General features: G+C 62.3%; 7 protein-coding genes and 1 tRNA gene. All 8 read left to right on the top strand.

Going from position 1 to position 13,731, the window contains the following annotated elements:
* The first annotated feature begins 49 nt into the window (after positions 1-49).
* Positions 50-1,555, top strand: a complete 1,506-nt coding sequence (gene gltX / locus HCR12_RS10225; protein ID WP_166866051.1) for a glutamate--tRNA ligase — start codon at positions 50-52, stop codon at positions 1,553-1,555.
* 67 nt (positions 1,556-1,622) lie between these two features.
* Positions 1,623-1,694 (top strand) — tRNA-Gln (locus HCR12_RS10220).
* Between the two features lie 91 nt (positions 1,695-1,785).
* Entirely contained in the window at positions 1,786-2,859 is a 1,074-nt protein-coding gene (locus HCR12_RS10215) for a restriction endonuclease (protein ID WP_166866050.1), read from the top strand.
* 239 nt (positions 2,860-3,098) lie between these two features.
* Positions 3,099-3,707: a DUF1819 family protein gene (locus HCR12_RS10210; RefSeq protein WP_166866048.1), complete on the top strand. Its 609-nt coding sequence runs from the start codon at positions 3,099-3,101 to the stop codon at positions 3,705-3,707.
* Positions 3,707-4,318, top strand: coding sequence for a DUF1788 domain-containing protein (locus tag HCR12_RS10205; protein ID WP_166866046.1), 612 nt, complete (start codon positions 3,707-3,709; stop codon positions 4,316-4,318). The genes HCR12_RS10210 and HCR12_RS10205 overlap by 1 nt, the downstream gene beginning before the upstream one ends.
* Before the next feature lie 4 nt (positions 4,319-4,322).
* Complete coding sequence (gene brxC, locus HCR12_RS10200; RefSeq protein WP_166866044.1) at positions 4,323-7,805, top strand: BREX system P-loop protein BrxC; 3,483 nt, start codon at positions 4,323-4,325, stop codon at positions 7,803-7,805.
* On the top strand, positions 7,805-11,242 hold the full coding sequence (gene pglX, locus HCR12_RS10195; RefSeq protein WP_166866042.1) for a BREX-1 system adenine-specific DNA-methyltransferase PglX: 3,438 nt from the start codon (positions 7,805-7,807) through the stop codon (positions 11,240-11,242). The genes brxC and pglX overlap by 1 nt, the downstream gene beginning before the upstream one ends.
* Positions 11,196-13,727, top strand: coding sequence for a BREX-1 system phosphatase PglZ type A (gene pglZ, locus HCR12_RS10190; protein WP_370589309.1), 2,532 nt, complete (start codon positions 11,196-11,198; stop codon positions 13,725-13,727). Before pglX ends, pglZ begins: the two co-directional genes overlap by 47 nt.
* Positions 13,728-13,731: the final 4 nt, after the last annotated feature.

Genomic DNA, 13,731 nt, shown 5'->3' with positions numbered 1-13,731 from the left:
ACGCCGCGCCCATCCGGCGTGCATCCGACGCCGATAGAATCGGGGCACAATGTCGCTTCCCTTCTCTCAGGCCACCGGCGCCGACGTTCGCGTGCGGTTCTGCCCGTCTCCTACCGGCACCCCCCACGTGGGCATGGTGCGCACCGCACTCTTCAACTGGGCGTACGCCCGTCACACGGGCGGCAAGCTCGTGTTCCGCATCGAAGACACGGACGCCGCACGCGACTCGGAGGAGAGCTACCAGCAGCTCATCGAGGCGCTCACCTGGCTCGGCATCGACTGGGATGAGGGTGTCGAGAAGGGCGGACCTCACGGGCCGTACCGCCAGTCGCAGCGCACCCAGATCTACCTCGACCTGATCGAGAAGCTGAAGGCATCCGGGCACCTCTACGAGTCGTTCGTGACTCCGGAGGAGATGGAGGCGCGGAACGTCGCGAACGGCCGCGACCCGCGCCAGGGCTACGACAACTTCGAGCGCGACCTCACCGAGGCCGAGCGTGAGGCGTTCCGCGCCGAAGGGCGAGCGCCGAGCCTGCGTCTGCGTGTGCCGGATTCCGACCTCACGTTCCACGATCTCATCCGCGGCGAGATCACCTTCCCTGCCGGGTCGTTCACCGACTTCGTCGTGGTGCGCCCGAACGGTGCGCCGCTGTACACGTTCGTGAACCCGGTGGATGACGCGCTCATGGGCATCACGCACGTGTTCCGCGGCGAGGACATCCTGTCGTCGACGCCGCGCCAGATCGCGCTGTACCTGGCGCTCATCGAGGCGGGTGTCACCGACTTCATCCCGCAGTTCGCGCACATGCCGCTCGTCTACGGCGAGGGTGCGAAGAAGCTGTCGAAGCGCGATCCCGAGTCGAACCTGTTCCACCACCGCGAGCGCGGCTACATCCCCGAGGGCCTGCTCAACTATCTGGCGCTGCTCGGATGGTCGATCGCGGCCGACCGCGACGTGTTCACGACCCGTGAGTTCGTGGAGGCGTTCGACATCCGCGACGTGAACCCCAACCCGGCCCGCTTCGACCAGAAGAAGGCCGACTCGATCAACGGCGACCACATCCGCATGCTCGCGGCCGACGAATTCGCGGCGCGCATCGTGCCGTACCTCGACGGGTATGTGTCGAACCCGCCGACGGACGCCGAGGCGGCGATCCTCGCCGAGGCGGCGCCGCTCGTGCAGGAGCGCATGACGGTGCTGAGCGAGGCGCGCGACATGCTCGCGTTCCTGTTCACCGCGGATGACGAGCTCGAGTTCGCCGCCGACGCGCTGCCGAAGAATGTGGACGAGGCGATCGCCGTGCTCGACGCCTCGGCTGCCGCGCTCGGTGCTCTCGACACCTTCGGTCGCGCGGAGATCGAGGAGGCGCTGCGTGCGGCCCTTCTCGCCCCCGAGGAGGAGGGCGGTATGGGCCTCAAGCCCCGCCTCGCCTTCGGTGCCCTGCGCACCGCCGTCTCGGGTCGCCGCATCAGCCCGCCGCTCTTCGAGTCGATGGAGATCCTCGGCAAGGACTCGACGCTCGCCCGCATCGAGCGCTTCCGCGCCACGCTCTAGGAGTGTCACGAACCCCCTCCGGAGTGGGGTAACATTGACTCTCGGTGCCGATCTCGGTCAGCACCATTGGGGTATGGTGTAATTGGCAACACGGCGGTTTCTGGTTCCGTTGTTCTTGGTTCGAGTCCAGGTACCCCAGCAGTGAAAAACCCCCGCTACGGCGGGGGTTTTCGCGTTTATTTGGGGCACCGGCTTCGCTCAGAACGGAGCAAGCGGGCACTATATGACTCATGAGCAATGCTGCAGAGCCTCGTGTCTGGCTTGTCCGTGGGTCGAAGAACTGGTCATTCGACCGGTGGATGTTGGACGAGGGATACTGCGGCGTCGATTTTGCTGAGGTAGGCGACCTGCGCGTCGCGTCGGACCTCCCAGCGATGAAGGTCCTGATGGCTCAGTCACGGCCTGAAGCCGGTGACAAGACGAACGCGAACCATGCTGCGCAGCTGAACGCATTCGCCAACCGGATCGCGGTGGGCGACATCGTGGTGCTGCCGATCAAACAGCACGGCCAGTTGGCGTTCGGTGTGGTGACGGGCGAGTACGAATACCAGTCGGGTCCTGGTGTGCTCAATCACGTGCGCAAGGTGGACTGGAAGCGTCGCGATGTTCCTCGTACTGCAATCAATAAGGACCTGCTCTATTCCCTGGGTGCCTTCAGCACCGTCGTTCAGATCAGCCGCAACGATGCCGCGTACCGGTTCGGGCGCATCCTCGCCGGCGCTGAGACGGACCCTGGTGCGCGGGCCGGAGTGGACCTCGTGCTGCCGAAGGCGAGCGACGACGTGGTCGACTCCGACGAGGCGATGGCGAGCGACGGCCAGGACATCATCCGGTACTCGCGGGACCGCATTCTCAGTCGTATCCGTGAGCGCTTCGCCGGATACGACCTGCAGGATCTGGTGGCCGAGATCCTGCGGGCTGAGGGGATGACGTGCAAGGTGCCCCCGAAGGGTGCGGACGGCGGGATCGACATCATCGCCGGGTCGGGCGTACTCGGAATCTCGGCCCCGACGATCATCGTGCAGGTCAAATCCCAGGCCAGCCGCGTGGGCTCCGAGGTGTTGGATCAGCTCGGTGGTGTGGTCAGCCAGCACGGCGCTGACCATGGACTCCTCGTCGTGATGGGCGGTCTCACCCCTCAGGCCCAGCAGAAGGTGGACGCCCAACGGTTGAAGGTAGCCGTGTGGGATGCGGAAGATCTTGTCGACCGCCTGCTCAAGCACTACGACGTGATGCCCGCGAGCATCACCGATGCGATTCCTCTGCGGCGCGCGTGGCTGATCGACGAAGGCGGCGACCAATAGTTGGAGTGCGGACGCCTGAGAGATCCGGGCTAGCGCCATCACGAGCTTGCCCCACCGCGCTGTGCCCTCGCCCCTGCGACGCGGTGAAGGGGACTTGGGCCGCACCGCCGATAGGCTCTCTCTGTCCCGTGTCCTCGACCGAACTCGTCGTGACGATGGACGTCACCGGACCAGCCGACTACGAATGTCGGCAGGGCGGCATATCCTGATGAACTTGCCGTTTTCCTGAAAGGTGCCCAGTGAGCAGTAACTCGGCCGCAACGTCGCGCTACGCGCTGTCGTTTACGACCGGTGGCCTGCTGGAGAGACAGGCGCTCTTCTTGGCGCCCGTGTACGCCGAGCATCGTGACTGGAAGAAGGTGCGAGACATAGCCGTCGACCAGAATCTTCTCCAGGGCCGAACTCGCACCACTGGGGTTCGCCTTGTTCGGGAGACGGTCAGGCGGATGTCCGCGCTCGCGGATCGAGAAATTGAGATGCTCAGCGACGCGACAGCCTCGGAGCGGGGGCACCTTATGTGGGTTGCGGCTTGCCGCCAGTATGACCTCATCGGTGAGTTCGCAGAGGAGGTGCTCCGCGAGCGCTTCCTCACTCTGGCGGGCACTGTCTCGCACGACGATTACGACTCGTTCTACCGAACGAAGGCAATGTGGCACGAGGAGCTGGACGCCGTTTCATCTGCCACCTACAAGAAGCTCCGGCAGGTACTTTTCCGGATGATGGTCGAGGCAGGTTTGTTGACCCCGGACGGTGCAATCGAACCCGTGCTGTTGTCCGCTCGCATAACCGCTTCTCTCGCCGCTAGCACCCCGAGCGAGGTCCGTTTCTTCCCAACGAGGGAGTCCTGATGTCCCTGCACTCGAAGCCAACGCTGGCCCAGCACGAGGAACACCTGTTCAGAGTGCTGAGCAGTGAGCGATTCCTGAGGATGGAGGGGCTCGGCAATGAAGTCGCGCACTTCATCTACGACTACGACCCTGCATGGGCGCTCGACGTCGCCCGTGCCAAGAAACGCATCACGACGAAGCTCGACACCGAACGGGGTATCAAGGTCTTCGAGATCAATCTCTACGACCTGTGCGTCGAGCTGCTCAAGGCGCGTAACGTGTGGGAGCGCGTTCTGGCGGCGGAGTCGACGATGGATAAGCCCGACTTCCTCAAGATGCTCCAGAACATGCTCGACCCGCAGATGCACCTCGCCCCGGCGATCAAGGAGCGGATCGCCGGAGAGTCCTTCCAGATTCTCTTCCTGACAGGCATCGGCGAGGTCTTTCCGTTCGTGCGCTCGCACACGGTGCTCAACAATCTGCAGACCGTCGTCTCGGACAAACCGATGCTGATGTTCTTCCCCGGACGTTACGAGGTATCGGCCACGCAAGGATCGGCACTCGTATTGTTCGGCCAGCTGAAAGACGACTCCTTCTACCGCGCCAAGCGCATCCTCGACCAGGAAGCATGACCCGATGAAACTCAACGAGATCTTCCTCAAAGACGTCACTCGCTCGATCGAAGGCGTCGTCAAAGCTGACGACGCCGATCACTTGGCCATCGAGGTCGAGGAATACGTCTTCACCAATGACGCCGCGAAGGGCGTCGCGCCGCTGCTGGAGGAGTACACCAACTACACGAACGCCAACGGCGTATGGATCTCCGGATTCTTCGGCTCCGGCAAGTCCCACCTGCTCAAGATGCTCGCGCACCTGCTTGGCGACGTCGAAGGCCAGTCGTACCCCCGCGGAAAGGTGAGCGAAAGCTTCCTGACCAAGACCGATGACGCGATGCTCATCGCTTCACTTAAGAAGGCAGCGGCCATCCCCGCGAAAAGCCTGCTATTCAACATCGATCAGAAGGCGACTCTGATCGCCAAGGATCAAACGGACGCACTGCTCAAGGTCTTCGTCAAAGTTTTCGATGAGAGTCGCGGCTACTTCGGCAACGACGGCGCCGTCGCCCGGTTCGAGGAAGATCTGGACAAGCGCGGCCAGTACGAGTCGTTCAAGGCAGCGTTCGCCAAGTATGCCGGAATCGACTGGTCGCAGGGGCGTGAGCAGACGGCCCTCGAAGGCCACAACATCGACAAGGCGTTCGCCGAGGTCAACGGCGAGGCGAATCCGGGGATTATCGCGCAGTATCAGAAGTCCTACGCCGTTTCGATCGAGGACTTCGCCACCTCGGTCAAAGCCTGGATCGACACGCAAGAACCAGGCTTCCGGCTCAACTTCTTCGTTGACGAGGTCGGCCAGTTCATTGCGGACGACGTCAAGCTCATGCTGAACCTTCAGACGATCGCCGAGTCCTTGAACACAAAGTGCAAGGGCCAGTCGTGGGTCTTCGTCACCTCACAGGAGGACATGGACAAGGTCATCGGCGACCGCACCAAGCAGCAGGGCAACGACTTCTCCAAGATCCAGGCCCGGTTCAGTGCCAAGGTGAAGCTCACCAGTCAGGACGTCGAAGAGGTCATCAGTAAGCGTCTGCTCGAGAAGAACGACGCGGGTGCTGCTGAGCTCATGGCGATCCATGCCAAGGAAGCTGCAAATTTCAAGACGATCTTCGACTTCGTCGATGGAGCGAAGACCTACCGCAACTACGTCGATGGTGGACGGTTCATCAGCACGTACCCGTTCGTCACCTACCAGATCCCGATGTTCCAGGCGGCAATCGAGGGTCTGTCCGACCACAACATGTTCGAGGGTAAGAACAGTTCAGTCGGTGAGCGCTCAATGCTCGGCGTGGTCCAGGAGGTAGCCAAGCGCATCGGCACCGAGCAGGTGGGCTATCTCGCGACCTTCGACCAGATGTTCGCTGGCATCAGTGCCGCGCTGAAGTCGGCCGCTCAGAGCGCCATCCTCCAGGCTGAGAAGCATCTGCCCGACCCCGGCTCTGAGGTGACGATCCTCGCTAACAGGCTGCTCAAGGCGCTCTTCCTGGTCAAGTACGTCGATACGTTCAAGGCCACGCCCCGCAACCTCACCGTGCTGGTCTACGACCGCTTCGGGCTCGACCTCACCGGGCTGGGCAAGCAGGTGCAGGAGGCACTCAACCTGCTGGAGGCGCAGTCGTATGTCCAGCGCAATGGGAACGTTTACGAGTACCTCACCAACGAGGAGCAGGAGATTGAGAAGGAGATCAAGGCTGTCGACGTCGACTCCTCGGAGGTCTCCAGCAAGCTCTTCAAGTACCTCTCGACCGACATCCTCAAGACCAACAAGCTCAAGTACGCGAAGAACGGCCAGGACTTCTCGTTCGGCTACAAGCTCGACGACGTGCCCCACGGAAATCAGCGTGAGCTGACCATTCACTTCATCACGCCCGAGACAAGCTACAGCGACTCCGAAATCGCGGCCCAGAGCATGGGTCGGGACGAGCTGCGAGTGTTCCTCGGTCGTGACAAGCGGCTGCTCGCAGATCTGCGTCTGCTGCTCAAGACAGAGAAATACACCAAACAGCGAACCAACTCTGGGGCGACGCCTTCCATGCAGGCGGTCCTCCAGTCGAAGCAGGTACTGAACGCCGACCGCGAGAAGGAGCTCATCGAGCGCCTCCGCCAGGCTGTCGGCAAGGCGCAGTTGATCATCAACGCCGCCGAGATTCCCTCCAGCTCCCAGGATGCCGCGACTCGCGTGTCAGACGGATTCCAGGAGCTCGTCAGCCGGACTTACACGAACCTCGGGTTACTCGGCGGCAAGGTCTACCCCGAGCAGCAAGTAGCTGGCGCGGTCCAAAACGAGACGGGGCTGTTCGACGCGGCGGCGCTCAGCGCGCTCAACTCGCCGGGTGCGGAGATGGAGTCCTGGGTCATCAGCCAGACGGGCCTCGGCGAACAGGTGACGATCAAGAAGGTCACCGATCACTTCGAGACCAAACCCTACGGGTGGGACCTCGGCTCCATCGAAGTCGTGTTGGGATGGCTGGTCGGCAACGGCAAAGTGGCACTGAGCGTCGACTCCAACATGGTCGCCCGGACCGAAGCCGCGAGCCTCATCCGAAACACCGGCAAGCATCCGTATGTCGTCGTCGCACCCAAAAAGGCATACGACCACGCGAAGGTCGCCGCGTTCAAGAAGTTCTGCACCGACTTCTTCGACGAAGGTGCCGTACCGAGCGACCCCACTGAACTCGCCCGATTCGGCAAGGACAAGCTGACCGCCAGGCGCGACGAACTCAATGCGCTCGTCAGCAGTAGCCGGTACCCCTTCGTAAGCCAGCTCGCCGGCGTCGTCGCTCTGCTCGACAAGGTCGTTGGCAAGCAGGCCGACTGGTACCTCACCGACTTCGACACGGCCGACGAGCTGCTTGAAGCCAAGGAAGACCTGATCGACCCCATCAAGTCGTTCCTCAACGGTCAGCAGGCCACGATCTTCGACGAGGCCCAGGCCCTCCTGAGTGCCAACGCCGGAAATCTCGGCTACCTCCCTACGGGAAGCGCCGAAATGGTGAGAGCCCTGCTCGCGGATGCCAGCGCTTTCCGTGGCAACAAGATGAACCAGCTCAAGGCCGCAGCTGACACCTTGCGAGGGCAGATCAACGACATCATCGCCGTCAAGCGTTCGGATGTGGCCGCGGCGATCGAGGGGCGCCGGGCCGAGATCCTCGGCAGCACCTACTACGCCAACGCCACGCCCGCCGCACAGGAGAGCGTGATACAGCGGATCGACGGCATCCTTGCGCGTCTCAGTGGCGAGACGCAGGCCGCGCTCATCCTCCAGGCCGGCGTGACGTTCGAGCAGGACGACTATCCGGCCCTGCTGAGCCGACTCGTCGAGGCGCAGCAGGGCGGGGATGACGACGCTCCGCCGCCGAAGCCGATGGTGTCAGTCAAATCGATCAGCGTGCCCGGCGTCTCGGGTGTCCTGGAATCCGAGGCCGACGTCGATAGCTACCTCACCAAGTACCGCGCCGCGCTCGTCGCGACCCTCAACGACGGAAAGCGAATCACGCTCTGATGGACACCGCATCGCTCAAGTCTTTCGCCACGTCAGCGCGAGTCGAGCTCATTCGGGAGGTGGGCGCGCGCATCACCGCTGTGCTCGCACCAGGGTCACCCGAGCGCGTCGAACAGCCGGGATCCGTGAGCGCGCTGGAACGCGCGATCTCTACCGGGGGTGGCGGCGACAAGGGCCGGGCGCATGTGGCAGACAAGGTCGCCTACACCTGGTTCAACCGCATCATCGCCCTGCGGTTCATGGATGCCAACGGCTACACCGGCACTGGTATCGTCTCGCCCGCGACCGATCAGGTCGGCCAGCCTGAGGTGTTGGCCGCCGCCAAGCGCGGCCAGATCGACGGTGACGTGGTCAAGGGTGCAAGTGTTGCAACCATCACCGGGCTCCTCAACGGCACTCGGCAGCCCCGCCCCGGCATCGACGCCCAAGCCGAGGCATACGTCCTCCTCCTCGCGGACTACTGCCGCTATTGGAACCGGACCATGCCCTTCATGTTCGAGCGCGAGGGCGACTACACCGAGTTGCTTATCCCCGCCAACCTGCTCGCCGAGGGCTCCGTCCTGAACCGTTCCGTTGAGGTGCTCACCGAAGAGGTGTGTCGGGATGTCGAGGTCATCGGCTGGCTCTACCAGTTCTACATCTCCGAGCGAAAAGACGAAGTCTTCGCTGGTTTCAAGAAGAACAAGAAGGCCGGCGCCGACGAGATCCCTGCCGCCACCCAGCTCTTCACTCCGCACTGGATCGTCCGATACCTCGTGGAGAATTCCGTTGGCCGCCTGTGGATGCTCAACCATCCCGAGTCGCGCCTTGTCGACCAGATGGACTACTACATCGCCCCGGTTGACGAGGAAACCGAATTCCTCACAGTGGGCAAACCCGAGGAACTCAAGGTTATGGACCCCGCGTGCGGTTCGGGGCACATGCTCACCTACGCCTTCGACCTCCTCTACGCAATTTATGTAGAGGAGGGGTACGCGCCGTCGCAGATTCCGGAGATGATTCTCAAGAACAACCTCTTCGGCACCGAGATCGATCCGCGAGCGGGTGCCCTCGCGGCTTTCGCGCTGACGATGAAGGCCGCGGCCAGGCGCAAACTCTTCCTCAAGCACCCGGTCGAGCCGAATATCTGCGTGCTTGACCCGATCTCCTTTAGCGCCGACGAGCTGGGCTTCCTCGTGACGATGGACGGCGACAGCCAGGCGGAGGAGGCATTCTGGAATCAGTTCGCTGAGGCTGACACGTTCGGCTCCCTCATTCAGCCTGACTCTGCCCTGGCTATTCGGCTCGCCGAGCACCTCGCGACGCTCGACGATGACGGCGACATCCTCCGCGCTGACGCACTCCACCGGGCTCAGCGGGCGATCCGCCAGGCAGAGTTCCTTCTGCAGCAGTACTCGGTACTCGTTGCGAACCCGCCCTACATGGGTCGGGGAAACATGGCGGATCTGCTGACGAATTTCGTAGATTCCCGCTACGCCGACTCGGCCTGGGGTCTGGATGCCTGCTTCATCTCGCGAGCCGGCTCGCTGGTGGCTCGCGGGGGAATTAGCGCCCTCGTGACGATGCAGAGTTGGATGTACCTCTCATCATTCGAGAACCTTCGACGGCGCCTCCTTGAGACCAGGGCCATCGCGACGCTCTGCCACCTGGGTACCGGTGTGTTCGACTCCTTCGGCGGCGAGGTAGTCGCAGTTGTCGCGACGGTCTTCCGCCACGCGGCTGTACCTGCGCGCGGGACGTACCTGCGCCTTCTCGGCGAAGGAGACCGGAAACTTGCATTTCACTCCGCCGCACACGATCCGGGTGACCCGCGACGCTTCGAACGGTCTTCGGACGATTTCCTCGCCCTGCGCGGCGCGCTTCTCGCATACTTCGCGGAGGCCTCGATCTCGGACTTCTTGGCCGGTCCGCCCATTCGCAATTTCCTCGAAGCTGGCGTTGGTTCGCAGACAGGTGCCAATGGCCGGTTCGTCCGTTACTGGTTCGAAATTTCCCGAAGCGCGCTGAACCTTGCCGGGAAGGAGGGCATGGACCGCGCCAAGTGGACGCCGTCGACGAAGGGCGGCGAGTTTCGTAGGTGGTACGACCCTACTCTCAGTGTGATGGATTGGCGGAGCAACGGTGGACTGATTAAGCAGCACAGCCCGGGGGCAGTTATCCGTAACGCCTCCCTGTATTTCCGGGAGAACCTCTCGTGGACCAAGATCGGTACACGGATCCCTTCCTTCCGATACAGCGATGCACGAGTCGTTCACAACGATGCGAGTTGCTTTGTCGTTTCCCGCGGTACGCCCCTCGACAGCATTTCGGCCTATCTGAACTCTCGAACTGTGACGTCACTCGTGAAGGAGCTGAACCCGACGCTAAACCTGCGGCCAGCTGCGCTGCTTGATTTCCCGTTCGTAGAGGTGAGTTCGGGAGCGGGCAAGACCTGTCGAGAGTTGAGCAAGCTCGATTGGGATCGCGAAGAGGTGTCGCTGGACTTTGCGCGGTCCGCCCTTCTGGCGGATGGGCGGCATGAGCGACTGGTCGACTCAGTCGCTCACGTTCACGCCGAGAGCGCTGCGATGACCGAAGAGCTGGCCCGCTGTGAGAATGAGATCGAGAGGGAAGTCACGAAGGCCGCCGGATTGCCTGAACCAGAGGAGATCCCATGGAATGAGCACTCGTTGCTTGCTAACCCCAGCTTTCGTTACGGCCCGGGGCGGTCCACCGGTGAATACCGGTCGCTTGCTACTGCCGACTTGATTCGCGACTTCGTCTCGTACTCGGTCGGGTGCTTGTTCGGGCGCTTCAGTCTTGACGCCCCCGGTCTGATCCTCGCCGACCGGGCTTCAACCTTGCAGGACTATCTCGCGGAGATCCCCAACCCTACGTTCATGCCGGACAGCGACAACGTCATCCCGATCGTGGACGGTGACTGGTTCGAGGATGACATCGTCGATCGCTTTCGCCAGTTCCTTCGGGCCGCGTTCGGCGAGCAGTACTTCGAGGAAAACTTGCAGTTCGTCACCAAATCGCTCGGTGTGAAGAGCCTGCGCGACTACTTCGTGAAGTCCTTCTTCAAGGACCACGTCCAGCGATACAAGAAGCGCCCGATCTACTGGCTGTTCTCCAGTCCTAATGGCTCATTCAACGCCCTGATCTACATGCACCGTTACACGCCGTCGACGGTCTCGACGGTGCTGACCTACCTGCGTGAGTACGTGACCAAGCTGGAGTCCGCGCTCCAGCAGGCCGAGCGCGTTGGGAACGCGAAGGAAGCAGACCGACTCCGCAAGATTCTCGTCGAACTGAACGAGTACGAGCACGACACGCTATTCCCGAAGGCGTCTGAGAATGTCGTCATCGATCTCGATGACGGCGTGAAGGTGAACTACCCGAAATTCGGTGCCGCGCTCAAGAATATCCCCGGACTGGAGGCGGCGAGTGACTGATCTGACCTCAGTCCAAGATGCGCTCCGGACTCGACTCGCCTCCCAACGGGTAGTGTTCTGGCACGACTCCGCTGGAGGATACAGCGCGGAGCTGGATGCGCTAGATCTCGGGCCCGTGAAGGTCATCCGTGTCGACGGCAACGAGTTTGGCGTGAAGAACACGATCCTCGCCGATCACGTCAGCAAGCACGTTGTCTACCGCTCCGGCGACATCCCTCGCGGGACGGCGAACTGGCTGCTCGACCTCGAGCTTGCATTCGGAGTCTTCACGGCCGACAAGACTTCCATGCTCCAACGGGAGCTTGGCCTCAACGATCCGGCTCTGCTACCGGTGATCGAGCAGCACCAGAAGTTCTTCGCCGCGAACAGCCGCAAGCAGGCACTGGAAAAGCTGCTGGATGACAGAGACGACGCAGTCCGGCTTCGCGCCAAGATGTGCCAGGTGCTCGTGAAGGCATCGGGCAACAAGCTGACCGACATTATCCGGGAACTCTTGGTCGAGAACGCCGCCGGCAAGAGCTCCAAGTTCAACGAGCTCGTCACCTTCGATCTCGACCAGTTCTTCTGGGATGGGCTCGAGAACATCTACAAATACCGGAGTGTGTCTCCGACAATTGACGACTTCGTCTTGTGGATGTTCAGCCGCGCCGTCGAAGACTTCGCGTCGACCACTCCGGACGAGTTTCGCAACATCCGCAACGACTTCAGTGCCCTTCGCTACGACGTGCGCAGTCAGGACACGATGACGACGCTCGCCTCCCGTGCGGCTGAGGCGCTCGACGTGAAATCCAAGATCGAGCATCGGGACTACCGCGAGCTCGCCAGGATCACCCTCTTCGAGGAGATCGACCGCAAGGTCGTCATGGACCTTGCCGAGGCGGTCTCTGCGCAGTCAGTGACGCCGCGTGAGGTCACCGACATCGTGCGGCAGCGTCAGGAGAGCCTGTGGAGGGCGAAGTACGCGAAGCTCTACCAGGCCATCCAAAGCGCCTCAGAGCTGCTCGCGGCGATCGCGGGCCTGCCGCACGCCATTGCGTCGGTGGCTTCCGGATTGGAGAAGTACCAGTCCGATTGGTTCCGCATCGACCAGCACTACCGCTGGTTCACCTACGCCCACCAGACGGCGGAATTCCAGAAACCACTCGAAGCGCTTAAAGCTGAGGTCGATAAGCAATACGCCAACAAGTACCTGTACGACTTCGGAGGGCTCTGGCAGCAGGCTCTCGAGCCGATGAGCGAATGGAAGTCTGCGGTGCTCGCGCCGCAGGCGAAGTTCTTCGACCGTCACGTCGCGCCCGTGGTCAGGGACGGCCGTACCAAGGTGGTCGTGATCATCTCGGATGGTATGCGGTACGAGGTGGCCGAGGAACTCGCATCTATGATCCGCAGCGAGGACCGGTTCGATGCCTCGCTCTCGGCGATGCTCGGCTCGTTGCCGAGCTTTACCCAGCTCGGCATGGCGGCGCTGTTGCCCCAGTCGCGCCTAGAGCTCGACCCGCAGGGCCTGCCGGTGCTAGCAGACGGGAAGCCGACGAACGGCACCGCAAACCGCGACAAGATTTTGCAGGCTGTCAAGGGGCATGCCGTCACCGCCGCTGAGGTGCTGGCTATGCCCAGTAGCGAGCTTCGTGAGCTGTACACGAAGCACCAGATCTTCTACGTCTACCACGACCGAATCGACGCCGCAGGCGACAAGGCGCCGACGGAGCGGACCGTCTTCGACGCCGCCGAGGAGGCCCTCCGCGAGCTGCTGCTTCTGGTGAAGAAGTGGACGAACGCGAACTCGACGAACATCCTCATCACTGCTGACCACGGGTTCCTCTACCAGGACCTCCCCCTTGAGCAGGCGTACTACCTTTCGGAGAAGCCTCAGGGCGAGGCGGTCACCAAGACCAACCGCCGCTACGTTCTCGGCCGGTCGCTGAAGCCGTCCCCGTCCTTCATGACGTTCACCTCGGCTCAGGCCGGGCTCGCGGGAGACGTCGACATCCAGATTCCCAAGTCGATCCACCGCATTCCGCAACCTGGCGCCGGCACCCGATACGTGCACGGGGGCGCATCCCTCCAGGAGATTGTCGTCCCGGTGATCACGGTCAACAAGAAGCGCAAGAGCGACGTTCGCCCGGTGAACGTGGATCTCATGCCTGAGACGGACAAGATCACCACCGGTCAGCTCGCAGTCAAGCTGCTTCAGCGTGAGGGCGTCACCGAAAAGATTCAGCCGCGGCAGGTTCGCCTCGGCCTATTCGTCGGCGAGACGCTGATTTCCGACCAGCCCATCCTCACATTCGACAGCGCATCCGATGATCAGCGTGAGCGCTACCAGAGCGCTGTGCTGTACCTGACCGAGGACGCCGACCAGTTCAACAACCGGCCCGTCGAGCTGCGGCTCGAAGACCCGATCCCGAACACGTCGCAGTGGAGGGTGTTCTCGAAGGGGAACTACACCCTCAGGCGCTCGTTCACGACGGACTTCGATTTCTAGGAGA

This window comes from Salinibacterium sp. ZJ70, from assembly GCF_011751865.2.
Taxonomy (GTDB): domain Bacteria; phylum Actinomycetota; class Actinomycetes; order Actinomycetales; family Microbacteriaceae; genus Homoserinibacter.
The sequence above is the reverse complement of the archived record's forward strand: the minus strand, read 5'-3'. Positions and strand labels throughout refer to the sequence as shown.